The organism is Novosphingobium sp. BL-S-19, from assembly GCF_055521675.1.
The window spans coordinates 2,847,930-2,869,175 of record NZ_CM145498.1 but is presented as its reverse complement, the minus strand read 5'-3'; the positions used below and the strand labels follow the sequence as shown (position 1 = coordinate 2,869,175).

Genomic DNA, 21,246 nt, shown 5'->3' with positions numbered 1-21,246 from the left:
TGGCGAGTTCGCGTTTCAATGGCAGGGAGCGGCCCTGCCAATTACTTATTACCTATGGCGGTTTCCCGCGTTGATGATGAGAGCACCGGGGGAAGGCTTCTTCTCTTGGTTGAGGTCGAGAAGCTCTGTGATGCCCCAGACAACGGCGTCCATCCTGTCAGGGGACTTCTTGCGGCTAGCTGGACTGCCCCAATCGCACATCTGGGCTTCTAGTTCCGCTAGAGTGCCAACGTGATGGACTTTGCCGACTTCGTACATGCCAGCCACAGGTTCAGCGCGAGAAGTCTTGTCCCCAGTGGTTCGATTAGCGTTCACGAACTTCAAAGCGCCCTGTAGGTGAGGGCTATGCTGGATGATGGTCGATTGAAGCCATCTACCACCCGCGTTGTCTTCAATGATGATGCGGCAGGCGCCCCACTGTTTATAGGCCTCCGCGATCACATCACAGACATGGATTGGTGAGCCGTTGCGGCTGTAGTCGGCCAACACATAGACCTCGGCATCCTTGCCGTAACCAGAGACGCCCTGAACAGTGATGCCGTGAAGGTCGTTCTTAGTGTCGCCCTTCGTCGCGGGGTCAACAGCCAGTGTGACGCGGTTGAGGTCGATGTCCTGCTCGGCCAAATATGCCAGCGTTTGCTCTGGCGTCGAGATGCTTGCTGGCTTGGGAATGCGGTGATTTACGAAATACTTCCCGACGAAAAGTGCGTTGGAATTCTCATCTGACCACTCACCCGTCACATATCGACGGCGGCTAGAAGCTGAACCGGCCATCAGACTGTCTATGTAATCTGGGTGGAGGTTCTCTTGGTTGGACTCAGCTTCCATTTTGAAAGCCGTCCACTGCTCTGCGTTGTGAAGTGCATCACCATCCAGCGGATTGATCTTCTGAATGAACGCCTTGTATTCCCAATCACTGTACCAGCGCGGGTTACAGTCGAAGAACATCTTGTTGGTGAGGATTTTGCCATCGTAGGTTTCTGTCTTCGCGCGAAGTCGGGAAAGCAGGGTGGAAACCTGACCGTAGCCAAGGCCATCCTCGTTACACTCGTTAATCAGGATCGTGTTGAACTCGTCACCCAACACCTTCGTCATTCGGTTCTCGTCCAAGCCATCGAAGAATATCTTCGACCCGTTGGGGAAGGTGACTGTCATGGTGCTCTGGCTGATCTCGAAGCCCGGTTGATCCTTCAAACCCGGCCAAGCCTTGTCCAACACCTCGTGAAGTGTCTTGTCGAAGAGGGTTTTCTCGCACGAGTTGCGAGTTAGTCGGAAGATCGCATGGCGCGAGCCCGGAGCGCGAACAGAACGCTCAACGATAACATCGACCCAGAAGAACGACTTACCACCGCCCGAGCCACCGTATGCTAGAAAGAACTTGTATCCAGGCGTCGTAACTATCTTGTGCGCTGTAACCTGATCTGGGTTGCGCTTGCTGATGTCATGACGAATGCCTGCGGTCGGTTTCTTAGTCTCTCCTGCCATCCTTTATTTAGAGGAATGGCCCGTTCGCCCTCGATTAGTGACGCGCGCTAACTACGGCAGTACACAAGCAAGTCGTAGACAAGAGGGAGTAGTCGATGAGAACGCGAATTTGTGCCGTTGTAGCCCTGTTAACAGTCAGCACTCCAGTTCAGGCAAAGCCGCTCTGGAATAACCTCGCAACCGATATGTCAGAAGCCGAAGTGAACGCGCTCTATCCCCCAACGAAAGGCCTGGGGAAGTTCGTTCGTGTTGATCTGGGAGATAGCTGTATTGCGGATTTGCAGTTCGGCTATCGAGACGGGAAACTGTCCAGTGTCTCGATGTCGAGAAGCGAGAAGGCAATCGGCAAGTGTGAAGGTCCAGTGGTTCGCGGGCTAGGCGCGAAGTATGGCGAGCCCGATAGTGTGGACTTCAAAGTGAAGGAGCCGAACCGCTGTGGCTCTGGCGCTATCGGGGGCTTGTGTCGGCTGGGTGGTAGCGAGGACAGGCAAGTTCGTCGTTATTCCACATGGAAGCTGCCTAGCGGTGTAGAGGTCAGGCTCAGGACTACCGATTACAACAAATACGAATGGCGCGTGGAATGGATTGACGTTCCAGCGGTGCCAGAACAGATCATCGCAAAGCTCTAAGGGATTGATGGCGGGACGTGTTTCCCGCCATCAGTGTGATTGATCGGATTAGAATTTCCGGTCGGCTGCTGTTTCGGGAACGCAAGTGCCGCCGAAAAACATCCGCATGACGATCTGACCCTGACCGTTACGAAGCAACTGAGTGTCGGAAATCGTCCCAGTGATCCGATCTATGACGAGTTCCGATGAGCCCATGTTCTCTTCGGATGTCCGAGTAATCGTGGTCGCACTGTACTTCACGTTGCAGGTAATCGTTCCCTCGCAAAAGGGAACGCGCTGACCGTTAGGGGCCTTCCACACGGTCCGTTTCACATCGTCCAAAATGTATCTGCGAACGGTCGTTTGTTGCTGGCCGTTCGCTCGCTGGTCAGCGTAGGGATTGTTGGTCGTGACCTGGGATTTATTCATGGTGCAACGGATTTGCTGTTCTTTTGCGGCGGCCACCGTTGGAAACACCAAGGCGATAGACGTGAGAAGAAGCAATGCTTTCGGTTTCATATGGCCCCCATTCTGCTCAGTAGTCTCAGCTAATTGGGAACGCCTATAAACCAATGCGCGGTGCGCCAAGGAGGTTTTTGGAAAGGTGGCAAAAAAATCCGAGACAGGTTTTTTAGAGACTAAAGAAAAATCTCAGGTGGCGTCACTGGGTCCGACATGGGTTATCGAGGGCTTCGAAAGCGATCTGGAAAATAGGAAGGTCACTATTTTCAACGGAGAAGGCTTTGATCATAGGGTTGGCTGTGTAGTTGAAGCCCTTGGGGGCCATGCCGGAAATCGCTAGGACGGCGGAGCGTTTGCCATCTTCTGCGTTAGGATAGGGCTTTAGCCACTGGAACCCTCTTTGCTGAAGCGCCTGTAAGGAGGCGATCCACTGGGCAGATGTGTACTGCGGCATCGCCGACACCACTTTGCCTTGGCAGAACTGGACAACGATATCCTGCTTATCGATGGTGGCAATGTATCGATCGATGCCGATGGGCTTTGAAATCTGCCGTCCGTTGACGATCATCGAATTATATTCGGCTAGCGTCATGCCCTGGATGACGCCAGCGACGTAAAATCGGTCTGGGCTGATATCGTCGTAGGTTAGAGCTTGAGCAGCAAGTAAAAGCGCCAATACAGGCATAGTGTCCCCCGATAGTTTGAAAGCCGTATCTCTGATTATCTGATCGCGCGCCAGGGTGTCAGGTTTTTGGAAGGTCGAAAATAGATATCGTGCCCCACACCGCCCCTCCCACACCCTAGGGGTATATACCCCCTGACAATGCTCATCCTTCCCCTGTGACGCTCTTACAGGGCCAAGGCGCCCCTCGGACATGTCCTTGTAGCGGTCTTACAGGTCTGCCCTGTAAGAGCATCTACGGGCATCGCATGTGAGCCGGGTGTCACAACAGGGCAATCCCTGCCGTTACGTAACGCAAGGTGTCACAAATAGGTTGATTGGCAGGGAATGTGACAGCATCGCCACTGGGTCTTAGAACCTGAGGTGACACATGCTCGTCGGATATGCTCGCGTTTCCACCACTGACCAAGACCTGGCAGTTCAGCTCGACAAGCTAGGGCAGGCCGGATGCGAGAAGGTCTTCAGCGAGAAGCAATCCGGTACGACAGCCGACCGTGAGGAGTTGCAGCGCTGCCTAGAGTTCGTGCGGGAAGGGGACGTGCTCGTGGTAACGAGGCTCGACCGCTTTGCCCGTTCTGCACATGACCTCCACAACATGATCCACACGCTTATCCACAAGGGCGTCGGGTTCCGTTGTATCGATCAGGCAGGCATCGACACCACCAGCAGCATGGGCAAGCTAATCCTGGGTGTGCTTGGTAGTGTGGCGGAGTTCGAGAACGATCTACGCAGAGAGCGTCAACGAGAGGGTATCGCTAAGGCACGGGCGCGTGGTGCGTATAAGGGCGGGAAGGGCCGCATTGACGCTCAGCGGGTAAATGCGATGCTATCTGAGGGCATGAACCCCAGCACCGTAGCACGGGAACTGGGGATCAGCAGGCAATCGGTATATCGCTTGATGGATTAAACGCCGTCGCCGCCATCACCCTCGATAATGCTGGCGTCGATGATGACGGGTAGGGCTTGCTGGATCTCAAGCGTGGTCTTTTCCCCAAAGCGATTCCTGTTCGCATATCGCTTGCGCTGCGCCAGAACGCCCACGAGCATATCGTCGTAACGGTAATCGTTGCTTGAATAGCCGGGCACCTTACGCGCAATCAGTTCCGCGATGTCGTCCAGAACATAGGTGCCTTCCTCTCGGGCCGTGTTGAACCGGGCCTTCAATTCGGCGTCCTTACGCTGCCATGTCATCACGGTTCGATATCCGGGCATGGCGGGATCATTACAGATCATCGTGAGAGCCTCGCCACACTCCAAACGCTCGCAGATTTCGTCCACGAGGGCTTCTGTACGCCTTGTGGGCTGTCCAGGCCGGTTCCTGGTAGCATCCTGTGCAATGCTCGTAATGACGGGCACAAGCTCTGCCATAACGGTTTGCGTGTGTTTAACTGGTGGATCACCCTGTATCGTGCTGGATTTCTTTGCCATATCGTATTTATGGCGTGGGGCCGAAATAGGGACATTCTAGGGGGGCAAGATCAGATGAGTGATGAAATGGAGTTCGACGATCCCACTAAGCCAGAGTTCGCATCATGGCTCAGTTACAGTAAGTTCGTCCAAAGCGTTCGCCTTACCAATCGTTACGTGTTCGATGACAAAGTGCGCTTGTTCCTCGAAACAGTCGTTGCGACCATCAATCAGCGAGACACTCCCATTCCAGTTGGTGCCGCCCTTTATCGAGCGCAACAGGGTGTTGATTATCAACCCCGATATGATGACGATGGTGAACTCATCCACGAAGAGCCAGTTGGTTATAGTGCCAGTAGGATGAAGCCTCTGCGTGATCGTGCCAGAGAGGGTCGTGCAAATCCCGTCGGCATTCCTGTCTTGTATGTAGGGAAGACCATCGAGACTGCTATATCGGAAGTCCGGCCCTGGATCGGTGCTGAGTTGTCAGTTGCCGAAATGGTAGTCACTCGTCCCTTGAGGGCTCTCGATCTTTCTGTTGGACACAAATCCTCTGTCTCGTTTGCACATCTGGACAAACTCATAAACAGCATTCCCTTTACCGCAGAAGAGAAACGGAAAGAGGTATGGAACTCTATCGACAAGGCATTCTCTAGGCCGGTTACCTCTAGTGATAATGTGGCCGATTATGCTCCTACTCAGATACTCGCGGAAGTGTTCAAGCGTCAGGGGTATGATGCTCTGATCTACAAGAGCCAGTTTGGCGAGGATGATGGTTACAACATCGCCGTCTTTGATCCAGATGCTCTGGAGGTAAGATCGTGTGCGCCTTATCAGGTCAAGGGCATCAAGGTCGAATTCGCTGAGTGCGGCAATCGATGGTTCAGGCGAGGTCTGGCAGGCGCCTAGTCTTGCTTTATATTTTTCGCTGAATTTAGACACCTAACGGGGGCAACCGTGGCAATCGACGATACTACGCGCAAGATGCTTGAACTGTTCTTCTGCTATGACCGCAAGCGAGTGGGCATAATGGAAAAGGAGAACTTGTCACTCGCGCATTACACGACCGCAGAGACAGCCATGAAGATACTCTCTGGCCGGTCACTCTGGTTGCGCAACGCAGCGGTTATGAATGACTACTCTGAGATTGAGTATGGTCGCAACATCGTCCACACGGTTCTTACTAAAGCACTGGGTGGCCGGTTCAAAGTGGCTCTGGATGCAGTTCATGAGGGCGTTTTTGAAGAGGTAATGGCCTCTTATCAAGAGAGCCTTAATCATGCCCGTGAAGTCTTCTTTCTGACATCACTTAGTGAACATCACATAGCAGAGCAGTATGGTCGATTGTCAATGTGGCGCGCTTATGGCGGGCCGGTGGCTGGTGTTGCCTTTATCTTTCGGGGCGGCGTGGTGGATATGGAACTAGACCTTCCATTGGAGGTGAGTGCCACGCCGGTGCTCTATGGTGACGCCCCCAAGTTCCATATCGAGTTCGAGGAGTGCCTTGAGAATATCGAGGGCAACGTCGAGTTCTTGAAAACCATCGACAGAGAGATGATCAAAAACACGGCAACTGAGGTTCTCCAGACCTCGATGCTCTCTATCAAGCATCCGGCCTTCGCTGAGGAGAAAGAGTGGCGGCTACTCCATCGCCCGCTTCACTTTGGTTCCGAATACATGAAGCCAGAGCGGTTCACTATCGGTGGCATTCCGCAGTCCGTCTACAAAATCCCATTCCACAACCCAGGCACCTTCGATTGCCCTCAACTTGATTTAGACAAACTACTCGTCGGTATTATGATAGGGCCGTGCGCATATCCCGAGACAGTTTTCCGGGCATTGAAGGACGAGATGGAGGCCGCTGGAATTCAGAATGCTGATAAGCGCATCTTCTATAGCAACGTACCTCTACGCCAACAGGTTTGAGACATGAGCAAGAAGGACGAGTTGGATAAGCTGGACGATCAGATGCGGGACTTCTGTACTGATCCAGATGCCTATGTGGAGAAGACATCCCCGGAGTATATGGAGGAGCAGAAGCGCATTGAGGAGCAGCGCCGCAAACTCCCCGGATATGGGAAGTATTAGTCTCGCATACGTGCCAGGGCTAGAAGGCGCTTCGCGTTGATCGTCCTTGTGGATTGTTGGGGCGCGGTTCAGTGAGACTGATTGTTAAGCATTACCGGATAGGCGGGGAGCATGAGAGTTTTTTCCACCTTGCTTGAAGTGGCAACTATGCCGTTTATGCTGGCCGCCGATCTTGTCGATAAGATAGCTGGCACTCCGCCCGAGGATTATCTTTCCCGGCAGCTCCAAACCGATCCTGTCATCTTCGGGGAATCCGCCTTTCGTGGGAAGCTGAAGGGGGAGCTGCGCATCGAAGCCGGGATGGTGCTGCGGGTTAAGAGGAAGGGCTTTCGCCATTACGGCGTCTATGTCGGCGGCGGTCGAGTGATCCATTACACGTCAAACGACGGCGAGCGGTCCAAGCATTGTACCATCCAGGAAACTGGCATGGCCCGGTTCATTGGCGGTTCTGATGTGGTGGACGTGGTGGGCTTCCCCGATCAGATCGAGGGGAAGAAGTGCCTCTCAGATACGGAAACAGTGGCGAACGCGCGATCCCGCCTTGGCGAAGGCGGCTACAAGGTCCTCAGCAATAACTGCCAGCATTTCGCAATTTGGTGCCGCACCGGCATTAAGTTCTCTGGTCAGAGCCCTTATGTGAAGTCGTCAGCTTCTGTGTACAATGCTCTGCCTCGCGTTCCAGACTTCCTTGAAATGAAGGGAATGTGGGTGGAGCGGTCGATCCTATCGTCTCAGGTGATCGCCGGTTAGTTACCTTGGCTGCTTATCATGCTTGATATCGAGCCCCATTCGACCTATGTCTTGGGCGGGCTACCGTTGAAAATCCGAAACCGAAACTCGACTAAACCGCGAAACTGAAACCGAAAACATCCGAAAACCGAGGCGGCCCAATCATCCAACGACGATCACCTAGGTGGTCGCGGGCTGAGGGTTTGCGGCATGTTCAAGTCTCTAGTTGACGGTTATCTCGGGTTGGCGCGCGATTTTCTCGCGAAGGATCATCCCTACATTGCGGCATTTCTGGCGGTCCTATTGGCCGTCATGTTCTTCTGCGCGTTTTTGCTCTTGGTCCTATACTCACCGACCAGTCTAGGTGTTGCTGCTGCCGGTGGTGCGGTTGCGAAAGCTATCCGAGGGCGAGTTTCAGCATGAGAGCGGCTTTCGGGGCGCTAAAGACAACCACGAGTTCATCGTGGGTGTCGTGCTGATTGTGGTAGGTCATGTTTGGCCGCCCCATGCTAACTTGCACCACATCGCGTCCGATTTCTCCGCGAAATACACGACCAAGTGGTGCGGTGCTCGCTGATCAGCGGCGATGTCGTAATCTGACGTCGCCATCCCGCGTAGCCATTCGTTCAGTTCGAATGTCTCATTCTCGGTCAACCACCGGGTTTCAACGAGGGTCCAGCCTTCGGGATGATCAATCATGCCGCACCTCCATTCAGGGCAGCAATCTCCCTGCGCTTGTGGTCGAGAAGGATCGTGAAGCCAGGATGCTTGATGATCTTCTTGACGTAGTATTCGGAAAGCCCGGTGGCCTTGGAGATGCTGCGAACAGTCTCTCCAATTGCCACACGGAATGCGATATCCTCGACAGTCTCGTTCGGGATCGTCAAGGCAGGGCGGCTCATTCGTCACCGCCGTTGTCGTTCGTGTCGGTCTTGTCCCCGAAATCGCGGCGATTGGTCTTGCTCATGTGCCAGCGATTAGCCTGATCTAGTTGCGCATCACGAAGATGTTCCGCGCTATCGGAATAGCTGGACCTAGAGGCAGGCCACATACCCTTGTACTGGCCGATTGAGGTTACAGTACCGTTGAGCTTGCTTTGAGCAATCACGTTGCCGGGAAAGCGGGCAGCGCCTTCGTTGTCCCATTTGATGAGGTTGCTCTTGCGGTATGCTTCATTGGCCGTGTTCGCGACGGCCACGAGGCTCTTCTCAAGCGCAATTAGGCGAACATCGTGTCCTTGGAGTGCAAGGTGATGCTCCATGATATGGTCGCTATGGTAAGTGGCTTGAGTTGCCTGATGAACGCAGCCGATGCGGTAGTAGATGTGTAGGACTGTTACGATTGCCAGTCCGATTAAGATGTATGTCATTGGGGTTTCCTCTCTCTGGAATGTGTCTTCCAGAGTTATTTATTCCTGGGGGAGAATAACCCGCGCTTCTGGCTCTACCTGTCTTCCTCCGCGTCAACCTAAAAGAGTTGGAGGAGGTTGAATTCTTCGGATGATTATCTGGGTAGATGGCAACATACGATGTGGGCAGGGCAATAAAGCGCTGCGCAGATCGGAGTTTACAAAATGGCTAACTTCAACCCCGCGATGATCCTGCCCGCAAGCAAGTCCAACGAATTCGCAGAGGGTGCCAACCAGGAACGTACTGCCAAGGCCATCCTGCTCGACGGCATCAAGCGTCAGTTGGACTTCTACGCCAACCCCGGCAAGGAAGGTCGCCGCTGGTTCACTCTCGGCCAGAAGGAAGTCGCTCTCACACTGCGCATCGGGAACAAGCCTCTCAAGCTCAACGGTGAGGAAACCAAGGTCGTCGTTCCGACCGAACACTTCTCTGCCGCGATGAAGCACTTTGCCGCAGAGGTGGAGAAGGGCGCTTTCGATGCGCAGTTGAAGGATGCTGAGAAGGCGATGGGAGAGCGCAAGGAGAAGCTGCGCAAGACGCGCGCCAGCAAGAAGGCAGCGCCGCAGCCCGCATAAGCTAGCCAACATACAAGACCTCAAGGGAGCCCTAGTGGCTCCCTTTTTCTTTAGCCTCTAAACATCGTCGGAGTTTGCCATCTCTCTTCGATGAGGTATGTCACATGCAAATTGCCGTAGGAGGTACATGTGGCTAGCTGGCTTGATCTGACCGACCCGTCTCTCGAAAATGGCTTCAATGCCCCCGTGTATAAGCCCGAGCCTGGACGCACTCAGGTGGCAACGATGATCGACAAGGCGATCACTCAGTATCAAGCTAACCCCGATAGCAAGGCACCGAACCGCGTATGGAAGAAGGGCACCAATGGTGCCGTGAGCTTCTCGCCCGTCATCAAGGGCAAAGAGCTAATCCTGGGTGGTAAGGAAAAGCACTACATTCCGGCAGAGCGGTTCGTCGATGCTCTCAAGCAATTGAAGGCTGCCGTCGAGGGCAAAGAGTGCGACAGCGAGATCAAGACCGCGCTGGAAAGCGCCAAGGTCCGTACTGTCAGTGGTTCGCGTAAGTCGAGCGGCGATAAGGCTTGGACCGCTCGTAAGGACTGGAGCGATCTTTCGTTTGCGCAGAAGCAGACCATCACCGCGAATTATCGCAATAAGATGAACCCGGATCGGACCTTAATCGCGGAAGTCGGTCATAAGCCTGATGCCGAGATTGTCAGCAGCCCGAAGACAAAATCCAAAAGCAAGTGACACAAGAAAGGCCCCGCGAGAGCGAGGCCTTTCCCGAATAAAGGAGCGGAGGAAGCCAAAGACCTCTTCCTCCGTTCGTATTTATGCCACGATGTGCCCTGCGGAGCGCGCTTGTGCAGCATACTTGCTCAGGGTGTGTTCGGCAGTCCAGTTGAGGTCTTCTTCAACACGAAGCCCGTTCATTCCCCTCACTTCCGCAAGCTCACAAAGGCTGATGTAGCCGAGTTCGGGAGTGCCAAACCCCATGTCCGCAAGCCCGAATGCCAAGCCATCAGCATCGCATTCCGTGATGAGGAACGTGGCAGCGCCATAGGGCACGAACAGCCGACAGACAGGCTGGAAGTCGATCTCTCCGCCGGTGCCCTTGCGGGGTTCCTGTTCCTTGTAGTTTTTGAGCAGCGCAACGCGCGTCTCGGGGCGAAGCAATTCGGTCCAATCCATTGAGCACTTCCTTTCTCGAAAATGTGCTCAAGGACATCAAAAGCCGTCTGGAGTGGATCGCAAGAAAAGAGTGGTCTGCGGAGTGGCTATTTTCCCGGTGTTTTGAAGAAGAAAGTGGATGACACCTGATGTAGATGGCTATTGATAGATCGGCACGACGATACCACGGAGTGCCCATAATGCTTCTCAACACTCAGGAACTTGCTGCTCTTGCCGATTACCTCGTTTGCGAGATTGATTGCTCGGCAGAGTACGAAGAGGATCAGTTCGGTATTCAGTTCGCGGGTGTTGGTTGCTCTGTGGAGCGCTACTCCAACTTCTTCCGCGTTGAAGTTGGTCATCCCGATGATGTCGTTGAATTACCTCGCACCTAACTAGGTCAGCGAAGGACTTTCGCTTTCTCGGCCTGAAATTCCTCCTCGGTGAGCGCGCCGCTGTCGCGAAGGTCTTTCAGCTTTTCGAGTTTGTTCAGGGATGACATGGAGCGGGGGAGGGGCTTGCTGGCCGGTTGCGCTCCAGCCCTGCGCCCACGACGCACGATGTACATGAAGCCGCTGATTAAGATGGCCCAGAATACAATCGCGCCAATTACTTCACCCATAAATCCCCCTGACGTTTAGCCGCATGGTCGCCTAACCTGCTGATCCGTTGAAGGGTAGCCTATTCTACCCTGCGCTGCCCATAGAGGGCAAAAAGAGCGCTTCCGGTTAGTCGAGGCGCTCTTCTACTGAGTGGCCCTGTGTGGAGTTCTCAGGGAACGTACTGGCCCTCAAGCAATTTGCCTTCGGTGTCGAATAGCCACCATGAGTTTTCATCCGGCCTGACGACGAAGGTGTCATCGGCGTTGATGTCAATGCGCAAGATGAGGCGGCTCAGCGCAGCGTTCACCGCAGTCCGCGCTTCGAACCGTTCATCTAAATCATCGCTGTCGATGGCACTTCGAAGATCGTCGACGATAGAGGCCTCCACAGATTTCACCGGCTTGTATGCGCCCGCATTTCGGGCCGCGCCTAGTTCGATCAGCCGGAGGTCTAAGCTCTCCATTTCGGCTTCTAAATCGGTCAGCCGTTGTATCAGCGACTTTGGTGCGTTCCCTTCAGTGATCGCGTTCAACACGTTGTTGATTTGCTGCTGGCGAATATCCTTCTCACGGCGAAGTTCTGCCAATGCGATCTGATTGTGATCCGTCTCCTGTTCCCGCTCCCTTGCTTCGGCGATCAGGGGAAGGAGCTGGTTAAGGATGGTTGCCTCCAAAATATGGTACTTGACTGTTACGCGGTTATCGCAGGCGATGTGCTGATACCTCGCCTCGTTACAGCGTACATAATATCGCATTCCCCACTTCTTCGTCATTTTGCTCTGTAGGGTTGCCGACTTCCCGCACTCCCCGCATTTTACGATGTTGGCGAGGAGGTTCTGTGAGCGACGACGGGCATCGCCACCAGACCGCCTCCGAGTTCTACGAACCGCTTGTGCTTTGTCGAACGTGACCACGTCAATGACCGCAGGGTAGAAGTCGGTCGCGAGAGTTTCGCCTTTGATCGTTACGTATTCACCGATGACTTGTCGCGCCTGTAAGACCTTGTGGATATACCTGGGCGTCCACTCCTTAGCGTTTTTGTAGCGCTTTTCGCTCGACCATGAAATCTCCCCCATAGCGCGCAACTTGTAGAGGATTTGAAGGCTTCCCAAACCGTCACAGTACCATCGGTACATCTTGCGGACGATCTCGGCGCGATGCTCGTTGAGAACGTACTGCCCATCCACGATGTCGATCCAAGCTGGGCATTGCCGAGTATGAACCGCTTTCTGTCCGTTCTGGATTGCGGCGAACGTCTTGTCCCAATGAGCCTGCGACCGTTTTGATTTCTTGTTGCTCTCCTCTCGGCCCAACGCGCCTTTGATGATGACCGAAAAGAGGTCCATCAGTTCGGTGTCTTCGCCCGCCTTGTAAACGTGCCCATCATGATACGTCGCTACGTCCACGCCGGATTCGTTTAGCGACCAGATGAGACGCGCTGAGGCTTTCGCACCTTGTCGGCTGAGGCGGTCTACGTTTTCGCAGACCAAGACAGCGCCCGAAGCAAACTCACCTTCGCGGGCTCTCCGCTCGAATTCGTAGAGGTCCGTTCCGACCTCCCGGTTTGCGCCCTTAAACGCGCTCTTGGCCTCGTCCTTCAATTCCTGAACGAGTTTCCAACCGTGGCTCTCGATCATCTGTCGGCCATAACGAAGCTGTCGATCGATCGAGTCCTCCTTCTGATTAGCGGAGGAATATCGAGCGTACAGGAAGGCAGGCTTGGCTTTGTCGGTCATGTATTTCCCCTAGACGGAACGCGTTAATAAAAAATGGGTACAACCGAAACCATTACGGAGGACATGGTCCATTCCGCGGAACTGACCGTGATCGATCGCACGCTGGACCACGCTGATTTCGTGCAGCTGCCGGTCCGTGCCGAACGCGAGGCGCGCTCGCGATGGGTGGGCGGGCATTATCTCGACGAGTTTGCCGAAGCCCATGGCAAATCGCTGGTGGTGCGCGATGCCTTGGGGGCAGCGTTGCCGGCTGCAGGGGTGGGCTGCGGGTTCTCCCGCAAGATGCTGGCGCGGATTGCACAGCAGCGCGTGGCGGCGGGCGGCAAGGGACCGTTCGCGGCCGAATGCCTTACCGAAGACTACGAACTGGGCGTGCTGGTCTGGCGGGAAGGCGGCAAGGGGCGCTTCGTCCGCGCGCGCGATCCGCAGGGCGAACTGGTCGCTACGCGGGCCTATTTCCCGGATCGGCTGGAGGATTCGGTGCGGCAGAAGACGCGCTGGATCCATGGCATCGCGTTTCAGTCCTGGGACCGGCTGGGCTGGAGCCGCATCGACGGGCGCGCCGGGCGGGCCGCAGGCATGGCCGATGTCTGGATGGCGCTGCGCGATCGGCGCGGGCCGCTGACGGCGGTGATCCTGGCGGCGAGCTATCTGCTGATCGTGGTGGAGGCGGCATTGGCAATTCTTCGTCTCAGTGGCTGGCAGATATTGCCGATGCAATCGCCCGTGCTGCGGACCATGCTGATTGCATGCGCCGTCAGCCTGGCATGGCGATGCGCGTTCAGAGGGATGTTCACCGCCCGCGAATACGGTGCGATGGAAGGGGTTTGGGCTATTCTGCGCCTGCCGGTGGCCAATATCATCGCGATACTTGCCACGCGCCGGGCACTGACCAGCTATGTGCGGACGCTGGCGGGCGGTGCGGTCGTCTGGGACAAGACGCGCCACGCGGCCCATCCGGCGGCCATTCCGGCAAGTGGCCACCGCGTTGCTCAAAATCGCCCAGCGGCGGCCGTTTCGTCGATACGTGGGACTGCGGCGGCCGAACCTATGCGGACGGCTGCATGATGTCGGGGCGTATGCGCGGACAGCCCGTGGTCGCCTTGCTCGCGGTGCTTTGCGGATGGGCGGGCGGCAGGCTCTCGGCATGGGAGGCGGAGCCTTCGGTGGCGGCGCCGGCGATAGGTACGGCAAGCGCCGGCACGGAAGGGGAGGGCGGTTATCGCGTCGACCCTGCGACGGGGCCCCAGTCGTTTACCGGAACCTATCCGTATGCCGGCGGATATTCGGACGTGCCGCCACCTGTCGGCCAGGCCTATGGCCCTCCACAGTACTGGCAGCCCGGCGCGATGGTTCCGCGCGGGACGGTTTTCCGGCAGGTTCGCGTCGCCGGTTATCCGGGCGGCATAGCCTATGTTTTCGTGCCCGGTCCGGCAGGTGCAGCGGGGCGCGACCCGGCCCTTTTTGCGCAGGCGAATGCCGATAACGAGCAGGCTCCAGGCTGGGCCGCTGTCGACCCTGGGCGGGACTTTCCGCGAACGCCGATGGGGGCCGTTGCGCCGCGGCGGCTTCCTGCCGGTTTGCCGTCCTTCGCGTTGCTTTCCGCGCCGTTACCCGTCGATGCGCCTGCAGGTGCCGGGCAGGTCGCGCCGCCGGAGGGGCAGGACGGAGCCGCACGACCCGCCTTTGCGTTGAAGCGCTGGTCGGTCGACTCCTGGGCGTTGCTGCGCGGCAATGGCGCGGGGCCTTTGGCGAACGGCGCATTGCCGGCCACTTATGGCGCCAGCCAGACGGGTGCGATCGTCCGCTACCGACTGGCGCGGCAGTCTGCTTATCGCCCCGAAGTCTACCTGCGATCCACGATCACGCTGGGGCAGACCCGGAACGAGATCGCCACCGCAATCGGCCTCGCCGCACGTCCTTTGCCAAGCTTGCCAGTGGTGACCGCCCTTGAAGCGCGCATGACCCAGCAGGCCGGGCAGCACTGGTTCCAGCCGGTCGCCATGGCGATCACCGCTCTGCCGCCGTTCGAACTGCCGCACCGGTTGCGCGGTGAAACCTATGGCCAAGCCGGCTATGTCGGAGGCAAGTTCGCGACGCCGTTTGCGGAAGGACAGCTTCGGGTTGATCGCGGCCTGTTCAGTCTGGCGCGCGCGGAAGCGCGGCTGGGCGGGGGGCTGTGGGGCGGTGTCCAGAAGGGGGCGGGCAGGCTGGATGCGGGGCCCTCGGCCACGCTGGCGCTGCCTCTGGCAAAGAACGTGTTCGGGCGTCTGGCGGTCGATTGGCGTTTCCGCGTTGCCGGAGACGCCAAACCGGACTCCGGACCGGCGCTGACTCTTTCCGCAGGTTTCTGATTCGCGGCTTTTCTCCGCTGCCGTGCTGCGTTAGCGAGAGAACTGGAATGGATGTCTATCTTCCCATCGCCAATCTCTCGGTCAACGGGCTGGTCATCGTTGCGCTGGGTGCACTGACAGGGATCCTGTCGGGAATGTTCGGCGTGGGCGGCGGCTTCCTGACGACGCCGCTGATGATCTTCTACGGCATTCCCCCCACGGTCGCGGCGGCATCGGCCGCCAGCCAGGTTACCGGCGCCAGCGTTTCGGGCGTCTTCGCCCATGCCAAGCGCGGCGGCGTGGATTACCTGATGGGGTCGGTCATGGTGTTCGGCGGCATCGTCGGTACCGGGATCGGCGCGCTGCTGTTCAACCTGCTGGCGCGGCTGGGCCAGATCGATACCGTGATCAACATCCTTTATGTCGGGATGCTGGGTTCGATCGGCAGCCTGATGGCCAAGGAAAGCATTCAGGCGATTCGGGCGGAGCGCAGCGGCGTGCCGATCGCGGCGCGAAAACGCCGACATCACCCGATGGTCGCCAGCCTGCCGATGCGTTGGCGCTTCTATCGATCCGGCCTCTACATCTCACCGCTGGCGCCACTGTTGCTGGGGGTCGCCACCGGTATCCTGACGATGCTGATGGGCATCGGCGGCGGCTTCATCCTGGTGCCGGCCATGCTCTATATCCTGGGTATGAGCGCCAATGTCGTCGTCGGCACCTCGCTCTGGCAGATCCTCTTCACCACGATCGCCACCACCATGATGCACGCGATGACCACGCATGCCGTGGACATCGTGCTGGCTTCGCTGCTGCTGTTCGGCTCCGTTACCGGGGCCCAGATGGGCGCACAGCTCGCGCAGAAGGCAAGCCCGGTGAAACTGCGCCTGATTCTGGCGGTGATCGTGCTGCTGGTGGCGGGGCGCATGGCGATCGGGCTGGGATATCGGCCTGACGAGATTTTCACGGTCGCCCCGCTATGAGGCTGGTTGCCGCCTCTTTCGCTCTTTTGGCAGCGGTCATGCTGGGCGGCGCGCGCGATCCGATCCTGGTGCCCGAAGTCTCGCAGCATGAAGTGGCGCTGCAGCAGGGTTTTACCGGTACCGAACTGCTGTTGTTCGGCGCGATCCTGACCCCGGAAGGATCACGCGCCGCGCAGGACTATGACATCGTCGTCGTGCTGAAGGGGCCGACCCAATCGATCATCCTGCGTGAAAAGCGCAAGGTGGCTGGAATCTGGATCAATACGAACAGCACCGAATTGCGTTCGGCGCCGTCGTACTATGCCATCGCCTCGACCAAGCCTATCGCCCGGATCGTCGATGACAAGACAGCGGCGATCTACGAATTGGGGCTGAAATGGCTGCAACTCTCGCCGATCGGCGCGATCGACCCGGATGAGCAGACGCGCTTCGCCAACGGACTGGTCGACCTAAATCGCCGCAACGGGCTCTATCGCGAGGATGAGGGCGGCGTGAAGGTCAGCGAGCAAGTGCTCTACCAGGCGCGCATCGGCCTGCCTTCGCGCGTCCCGACGGGAACCTACACGGCCGAGACTTTCGCCATTTCGAAGGGGCGCGTGGTGGCATCGGCCAGCAGCCAGGTCGAAGTGCGCAAGCTCGGCGTGGAGCGGGCAATCGCCACTTTTGCCGAGAACTACGGCTTTGCTTATGGCCTGCTGGCGGTGATCGTTTCGGTGGGCATGGGCTGGATCGCCGGCCGGCTTTTCGCGCTGCGCTGAAGCGCTGGCTCGACCTGGTGCTGAGACTTTTGTACGAGTGCGATCTTAGCTGGAAATTAACTGCCCGGTCATAGCTCTCAATGGCCCGGAATTTTCCTTCCGGTACCGTTTCGAGGGCACAATGAACCAGATGCAGATGGAAGGCTTCGATCCCGCGCGCGCGCCGCAGGCCGGGCAACCGGCAGCGCAGCCTGTGGGGCAACCGACACCACAGGCCGCCGCGCATCCGGGGACCAGCGCCCCCAATCCCCACGCTCACGCCGCCGCCCAGCGGCAGGCGCCGCGTCTGGATACCGGGCGCGAGCCGATCGGCGTGATCCTGGAGATTTCGGGCGCCGGCACGCGCATCGCGCTCGACATCAACCGACTGGGCGAAGTGATGAAGGACGGCGATCCCTCGGTCGCGCAGTCCGGACAAGTCGGCAGCCAGGTGAAGATTCGGGTCGGCAATGGGTGGCTGCTCGCCAGCGTCCGCAACCAGAAGAGCGACAGCAAAATCCCCGGCGGCATCGTGGCCGAGGCGGACTTTCTGGGCGAAGGGAGCGAGGAGCGGCTGACCGGGCGCATCCACGGCTTCCGCCGCGGCGTCACCTTCTATCCCTCTCCCGGCGCGCTGGTCTATCCCGCGACGACGGAGGACTTGCGCCAGATCTACGCGAGCGACGGACGCAGCGCGGTGCAGATCGGCAACGTCTATCCCACCAAGGACATCCGCGCGGGCCTCTATGTCGACGCACTGCTGGGCAAGCACTTCGCGCTGCTGGGATCGACTGGCACCGGCAAGTCGACCAGTGCGGCGCTGATCCTGCACCGCATCTGCGAACATGCGCCGGAGGGTCACATCATCATGATCGACCCGCACGGCGAATATGCATCGGCGTTCCGCAACACCGGCGTGATCCTCGACGTGTCGAACCTGCAGATGCCGTACTGGCTGATGAACTTCGAGGAGCATTGCGAGATCCTGCTGACCTCGCGCGGGGACGATCGCCAGCTGGATACCGAGATCCTCGGCAAGTGCTTGCTGGAAGCGCGGGGCAAGAGCCGGCTGGCGGAACAGCTGGGCAAGATCACCGTGGATTCGCCGATCCCCTATCTGCTGTCCGACTTGTCCATCATCCTCAACAACCACATGGGCAAGCTGGACAAGGGCCACTCCAGCGCGCCCTACATGCGCATCAAGAACAAGCTCGACGAGATGAAGGGCGATCCGCGTTACCAGTTCATGTTCTCCGGCATGCTGGTGGGCGATACGATGGCGGAGTTCATTTCCAAGATCTTCCGTCTGCCTTCCAATGGCCGGCCGATCTCGATCATCGACGTGTCGGGCGTGCCTTCGGACATCACCAGCACTGTCGTCGCCGTGCTCAGCCGCATGGTCTTCGACTATGCGATCTGGGGGCGTGAGGAGAAGACGCGGCCGATCCTGCTCGTCTGTGAGGAAGCGCACCGCTACGTTCCCAGCGAGAAGAACGCCGATGGATCCTCGGTAGGCCGCATCCTTTCGCGCATCGCCAAGGAAGGCCGCAAATACGGCATCTCGCTGGGTCTTATCACCCAGCGCCCGTCCGACCTTGCCGAGGGGGTGCTGTCGCAGTGCGGCACGATCATCTCGATGCGCCTCAACAACGATCGGGACCAGGCTTTCGTGCGCGCGGCCATGCCGGAAGGCGCACGCGGGTTCCTCGATTCCATTCCGGCGCTGCGCAACCGCGAATGCATCATCTGCGGCGAGGGCGTGACGATCCCGATCCGCGTCTCTTTCGACGAGCTGGAAGAGTACAAGCGCCCCGCCTCGGCCGACCCTTCGTTCACCGAGCTGTGGAACAGCTCCGGCGGGGAGGAGGAGTCCGTCCTGCGCACCGTTCAGCGCTGGCGCGCGCAGGGTAGGTAACGGCGCTTGTGTCCTCCCCTGCAAGGGGAGGGGGCCGCCTGAAGGCGGTGGAGGGGTTTCGCGGCTGGCGTGGATACCCCTCCGTCAGTCTTTCGGGCTGCCACCTCCCCTTGCAGGGGAGGAATGTCTCACAGATCGAAGGCCGCGCGCCACTTGCCCCAGCGGTAGTAGGCCAGCGTCAGCGCCACGGTCAGCGCCGAGCCGACCGGGTAGGACCACCACAGCGCCTCGCTGCCGATCAGCGGATAGGCGAGGTGGTAGAAGCCCAGACGGCCGGGATAGAGGCCGATGAACATGATCACCAGCGGCACCACTACGGCGCCGTAAGCTCGCAATGTGCCGGTGAGGATCATGGTGATGGATACGATCACGAACGAGGCGGTGCAGACCAACTGGATATGCTGCGCGATCGGCATCGCCGGGCTATGCCCGCCCAGGAACAGCGCCAGCAGCGGGTGATCGAACACCACGATCAGTGCTGCCATCAGCGTGGAGAGCGCAAGGTTGGTGACGAGGCCGATCTCCGTCACCTTGCCCACCCGGCCGTGATCGTGCGCGCCCAGCGACTGCGCGACCATCGCGCTGACGGCCGAACCGATCGCCATCGCCGGCATCTGCAGGTAGTTCCAAAGCTGCAATGAGGCGCCATAGGCCGCCGCCGCCTCCAGCCCCTCCGCGTTGACGAGGCTGACCATGATGAGCCCGGCAGACGACACCAGCAGCATCTGCGCGCCCATCGGCAGGCCCTTCAGGATCACATACTTCAGTTCACTGCCACGCGGGATCAGATAGCCCAGTTCCGCGCCGCGCAGGCGCATCGGCAGGTCCTTGCGGTAGATCGTCCAGAGCTGGAACACGAGGCCGGCGAAGTTCGCGAAGGCCGTCGCCGTCGCCGATCCGGCGATCCCCAGCGTGGGCAGGGGGCCGGGGCCGATGATCAGCAGCGGGTTCAGGATCACGTCCAGCGCCACCGTCAGGATCATCGCGTAGAGCGGAGTCTTGGAATCGCCCGCACCGCGCATGCCCATGGAGACCATCAACGAGAGCGATCCCAGTGGCAGCGTCACGAAGATCACGCGCAGATAGGCCAGCGCCTCGATCCGGCTGGCGCCCGGCGTGCCCAGTGCATGAAGCAGGGCGTCCGCGCCGAACCAGCCGGCCAGGCCGCAGCCGATCGCCAGCAGCGAGCAGAAACCGACGCCCGAACCGAAGGTCTTGCGCGCCGCGTCGATGTCGCGCGCACCGAAGTGTTGGCCCACGCGCACCGTGGTCGCCATGCCGAAGCCGAAGACCAGCGCGATCAGCAGGAACATGATGATGTTGGCATTGGCCGTGGCCGCCAGCGCGCTTTCGCCCAGCAGCCGCCCGACCCAGATTGCGTTCACCGACCCGTTCAGCGTCTGGAGGACGTTCGAGATCAGCATCGGGATCGAGAACACCAGCAGCGTCTTGAGGATCGGCCCCTGCGTGAGGTCGCCCTTCATGCGCTGCTGCTGCGCCGGCGTTTCAGGTTCCCCCGGTTCGGTTTCCCCGGCGGGAATCGGCGATGCTTCGTTCATATGTCCCCTTACGTGCCCCGCGTATCGCCCCAGATGTGGATGTGCAGGCGGTCCGTGAAGCGATAGCCCTCACGCATGCATAAATCCGAGAGCCAACCCGAACGCTGCCGGATGACATCGCTGGAGCGGCCTTCCGGCATCAGGAATAGCCGCTCGCGCGGGATCGCGTAAGTCTCCCTAAGCGCTTCCACTTCGTCCACGTCGGCGGGCTCCGCCACCACGAACTTGAAGAAGGCGCGCGGGTCCGCCGCCCATGCCGCCAGCCGTTCGGGCACCAGCGCCAGTTCCGCCGGATTGCCGCTGTGCGCCAGCTTGGGGCTGACATTGTACTGCTGCACCCGCGCATCGAGACTGGCGTGCGGTGCGACCGAGCCGTTGGTCTCGATCTCCACGTGCATTCCCGGCCGCTCTTCGTCGAGCGCCGCCAGCATCCGCGCCAGTTGCGGGCCTTGCAGCAGCGGCTCGCCGCCGGTGATCACAAGGCGGTCAGGCGGCAGATCGGCCACCATGCGCGCCACACCGGCTTCCTCGGCCATGACCTGATTGGCCTTGCGCTCGAACGCCAGATCGTCGCGGTGGAAGCGGTTATCGCCGGTGAAGCGCCAAGTGTACGCGGTGTCGCACCACTGGCAGGCAAGGTTGCAGCGCGACAGCCGCACGAAAGTGCTCGGCCGCCCCATGCTGGGCCCTTCGCCCTGAAGCGAAGCGAACACTTCGGGTTCGCCGGGAGTGGTGGTGGCAAGCGCAAGCGTCACGGATGGTCTCGAATGCAAGGTTACGGTTTTAAGGGGTGAGGTTGACACAGTTTACACGGTCCAGAGGGAAAA

At 58.7% G+C, this 21,246-nt stretch carries 26 protein-coding genes; 14 read left to right on the top strand and 12 right to left on the bottom strand.

The features are described from left to right. Positions 1–48: 48 nt before the first annotated feature. The gene (locus ACZ1JV_RS21740) at positions 49–1,485 is read right to left on the bottom strand and encodes a phage terminase large subunit (RefSeq protein ID WP_465150483.1); all 1,437 of its coding nucleotides are present in this window, start codon (positions 1,483–1,485) and stop codon (positions 49–51) included. A gap of 95 nt (positions 1,486–1,580) precedes the next feature. On the opposite strand from ACZ1JV_RS21740, the gene ACZ1JV_RS21735 reads away from it, so the two are divergent. Then, positions 1,581–2,114, top strand: a complete 534-nt coding sequence (locus ACZ1JV_RS21735; RefSeq protein WP_465150482.1) for a hypothetical protein — start codon at positions 1,581–1,583, stop codon at positions 2,112–2,114. A gap of 48 nt (positions 2,115–2,162) precedes the next feature. Here the strand turns inward: ACZ1JV_RS21735 and ACZ1JV_RS21730 are convergent, their stop codons facing one another. Together ACZ1JV_RS21730 and ACZ1JV_RS21725 are read right to left on the bottom strand one after the other, a co-directional pair. Next, the gene (locus ACZ1JV_RS21730; protein ID WP_465150481.1) at positions 2,163–2,612 is read right to left on the bottom strand and encodes a hypothetical protein; all 450 of its coding nucleotides are present in this window, start codon (positions 2,610–2,612) and stop codon (positions 2,163–2,165) included. Between the two features lie 142 nt (positions 2,613–2,754). Next, entirely contained in the window at positions 2,755–3,240 is a 486-nt protein-coding gene (locus tag ACZ1JV_RS21725; RefSeq protein ID WP_465150480.1) for a hypothetical protein, read from the bottom strand. Between the two features lie 367 nt (positions 3,241–3,607). Here ACZ1JV_RS21725 and ACZ1JV_RS21720 point away from each other — a divergent pair, with 367 nt between their 5' ends. Beyond that, positions 3,608–4,144 (top strand): recombinase family protein, encoded by a 537-nt coding sequence (locus ACZ1JV_RS21720; protein ID WP_465150479.1) that lies wholly within the window; start codon positions 3,608–3,610, stop codon positions 4,142–4,144. Here ACZ1JV_RS21720 and ACZ1JV_RS21715 read toward each other — a convergent pair. Beyond that, positions 4,141–4,515, bottom strand: a complete 375-nt coding sequence (locus ACZ1JV_RS21715; RefSeq protein WP_465150478.1) for a terminase small subunit-like protein — start codon at positions 4,513–4,515, stop codon at positions 4,141–4,143. The two genes, ACZ1JV_RS21720 and ACZ1JV_RS21715, sit on opposite strands and share 4 nt — an antisense overlap. A gap of 204 nt (positions 4,516–4,719) precedes the next feature. Here ACZ1JV_RS21715 and ACZ1JV_RS21710 point away from each other — a divergent pair, with 204 nt between their 5' ends. From ACZ1JV_RS21710 to ACZ1JV_RS21695, 4 genes are all read left to right on the top strand, one after another. Then, entirely contained in the window at positions 4,720–5,553 is an 834-nt protein-coding gene (locus ACZ1JV_RS21710; RefSeq protein WP_465150477.1) for an RES family NAD+ phosphorylase, read from the top strand. Positions 5,554–5,601: 48 nt separating this feature from the next. Continuing rightward, positions 5,602–6,570 carry a DUF2971 domain-containing protein gene (locus ACZ1JV_RS21705; RefSeq protein ID WP_465150476.1) on the top strand — a complete coding sequence of 323 codons (969 nt, stop codon included), beginning with the start codon at positions 5,602–5,604 and terminating at the stop codon, positions 6,568–6,570. 3 nt (positions 6,571–6,573) lie between these two features. After that, positions 6,574–6,732, top strand: a complete 159-nt coding sequence (locus ACZ1JV_RS21700) for a hypothetical protein (RefSeq protein WP_465150475.1) — start codon at positions 6,574–6,576, stop codon at positions 6,730–6,732. Positions 6,733–6,843: 111 nt separating this feature from the next. Continuing rightward, positions 6,844–7,482 carry a lecithin retinol acyltransferase family protein gene (locus ACZ1JV_RS21695; protein ID WP_465150474.1) on the top strand — a complete coding sequence of 213 codons (639 nt, stop codon included), beginning with the start codon at positions 6,844–6,846 and terminating at the stop codon, positions 7,480–7,482. Between the two features lie 468 nt (positions 7,483–7,950). On the opposite strand, the gene ACZ1JV_RS21690 is transcribed toward ACZ1JV_RS21695, so the two are convergent. Genes ACZ1JV_RS21690 through ACZ1JV_RS21680 form a run of 3 tightly spaced genes read right to left on the bottom strand, consistent with a single transcriptional unit; the run spans position 7,951 to position 8,830 of the window. After that, positions 7,951–8,160 (bottom strand): hypothetical protein, encoded by a 210-nt coding sequence (locus ACZ1JV_RS21690; RefSeq protein WP_465150473.1) that lies wholly within the window; start codon positions 8,158–8,160, stop codon positions 7,951–7,953. Beyond that, complete coding sequence (locus tag ACZ1JV_RS21685) at positions 8,157–8,363, bottom strand: hypothetical protein (RefSeq protein WP_465150472.1); 207 nt, start codon at positions 8,361–8,363, stop codon at positions 8,157–8,159. Before ACZ1JV_RS21685 ends, ACZ1JV_RS21690 begins: the two co-directional genes overlap by 4 nt. Beyond that, positions 8,360–8,830 (bottom strand): hypothetical protein, encoded by a 471-nt coding sequence (locus tag ACZ1JV_RS21680; RefSeq protein WP_465150471.1) that lies wholly within the window; start codon positions 8,828–8,830, stop codon positions 8,360–8,362. Before ACZ1JV_RS21680 ends, ACZ1JV_RS21685 begins: the two co-directional genes overlap by 4 nt. A 204-nt stretch (positions 8,831–9,034) precedes the next feature. Between ACZ1JV_RS21680 and ACZ1JV_RS21675 the strand changes: the two genes are divergently transcribed. Continuing rightward, complete coding sequence (locus ACZ1JV_RS21675; RefSeq protein ID WP_465150470.1) at positions 9,035–9,445, top strand: hypothetical protein; 411 nt, start codon at positions 9,035–9,037, stop codon at positions 9,443–9,445. 129 nt (positions 9,446–9,574) lie between these two features. Next, entirely contained in the window at positions 9,575–10,135 is a 561-nt protein-coding gene (locus ACZ1JV_RS21670) for a hypothetical protein (protein ID WP_465150469.1), read from the top strand. 81 nt (positions 10,136–10,216) lie between these two features. Here ACZ1JV_RS21670 and ACZ1JV_RS21665 read toward each other — a convergent pair whose 3' ends face one another. After that, the gene (locus ACZ1JV_RS21665) at positions 10,217–10,576 is read right to left on the bottom strand and encodes a DUF2958 domain-containing protein (protein ID WP_465150468.1); all 360 of its coding nucleotides are present in this window, start codon (positions 10,574–10,576) and stop codon (positions 10,217–10,219) included. A 179-nt stretch (positions 10,577–10,755) separates the two neighbouring features. Here ACZ1JV_RS21665 and ACZ1JV_RS21660 point away from each other — a divergent pair, with 179 nt between their 5' ends. Further along, a complete protein-coding gene (locus tag ACZ1JV_RS21660; RefSeq protein ID WP_465150467.1) occupies positions 10,756–10,950 on the top strand; it encodes a hypothetical protein in 195 nt (64 codons plus the stop codon). A gap of 5 nt (positions 10,951–10,955) precedes the next feature. Here ACZ1JV_RS21660 and ACZ1JV_RS21655 read toward each other — a convergent pair whose 3' ends face one another. Next, positions 10,956–11,177 carry an SHOCT domain-containing protein gene (locus ACZ1JV_RS21655; RefSeq protein WP_465150466.1) on the bottom strand — a complete coding sequence of 74 codons (222 nt, stop codon included), beginning with the start codon at positions 11,175–11,177 and terminating at the stop codon, positions 10,956–10,958. Between the two features lie 149 nt (positions 11,178–11,326). Further along, positions 11,327–12,892 carry a recombinase family protein gene (locus ACZ1JV_RS21650; RefSeq protein ID WP_465150465.1) on the bottom strand — a complete coding sequence of 522 codons (1,566 nt, stop codon included), beginning with the start codon at positions 12,890–12,892 and terminating at the stop codon, positions 11,327–11,329. 33 nt (positions 12,893–12,925) lie between these two features. On the opposite strand from ACZ1JV_RS21650, the gene ACZ1JV_RS21645 reads away from it, so the two are divergent. From ACZ1JV_RS21645 to ACZ1JV_RS21625, 5 genes are all read left to right on the top strand, one after another. Beyond that, positions 12,926–13,960 carry a glycosyltransferase family 2 protein gene (locus ACZ1JV_RS21645; RefSeq protein ID WP_465150464.1) on the top strand — a complete coding sequence of 345 codons (1,035 nt, stop codon included), beginning with the start codon at positions 12,926–12,928 and terminating at the stop codon, positions 13,958–13,960. Between the two features lie 11 nt (positions 13,961–13,971). Beyond that, complete coding sequence (locus ACZ1JV_RS21640; protein WP_465150463.1) at positions 13,972–15,246, top strand: hypothetical protein; 1,275 nt, start codon at positions 13,972–13,974, stop codon at positions 15,244–15,246. Between the two features lie 47 nt (positions 15,247–15,293). Beyond that, on the top strand, positions 15,294–16,208 hold the full coding sequence (locus ACZ1JV_RS21635) for a sulfite exporter TauE/SafE family protein (protein ID WP_465135797.1): 915 nt from the start codon (positions 15,294–15,296) through the stop codon (positions 16,206–16,208). After that, positions 16,205–16,966 carry a TIGR02186 family protein gene (locus ACZ1JV_RS21630; RefSeq protein ID WP_465150462.1) on the top strand — a complete coding sequence of 254 codons (762 nt, stop codon included), beginning with the start codon at positions 16,205–16,207 and terminating at the stop codon, positions 16,964–16,966. Before ACZ1JV_RS21635 ends, ACZ1JV_RS21630 begins: the two co-directional genes overlap by 4 nt. A gap of 121 nt (positions 16,967–17,087) precedes the next feature. Then, complete coding sequence (locus ACZ1JV_RS21625; protein WP_465150461.1) at positions 17,088–18,860, top strand: ATP-binding protein; 1,773 nt, start codon at positions 17,088–17,090, stop codon at positions 18,858–18,860. A 128-nt stretch (positions 18,861–18,988) separates the two neighbouring features. Here ACZ1JV_RS21625 and ACZ1JV_RS21620 read toward each other — a convergent pair whose 3' ends face one another. Both ACZ1JV_RS21620 and ACZ1JV_RS21615 read right to left on the bottom strand, forming a co-directional pair. Next, positions 18,989–20,419, bottom strand: coding sequence for an MATE family efflux transporter (locus ACZ1JV_RS21620; RefSeq protein WP_465135794.1), 1,431 nt, complete (start codon positions 20,417–20,419; stop codon positions 18,989–18,991). Between the two features lie 8 nt (positions 20,420–20,427). Beyond that, the gene (locus ACZ1JV_RS21615) at positions 20,428–21,174 is read right to left on the bottom strand and encodes a 7-carboxy-7-deazaguanine synthase QueE (protein ID WP_465150460.1); all 747 of its coding nucleotides are present in this window, start codon (positions 21,172–21,174) and stop codon (positions 20,428–20,430) included. Positions 21,175–21,246: the final 72 nt, after the last annotated feature.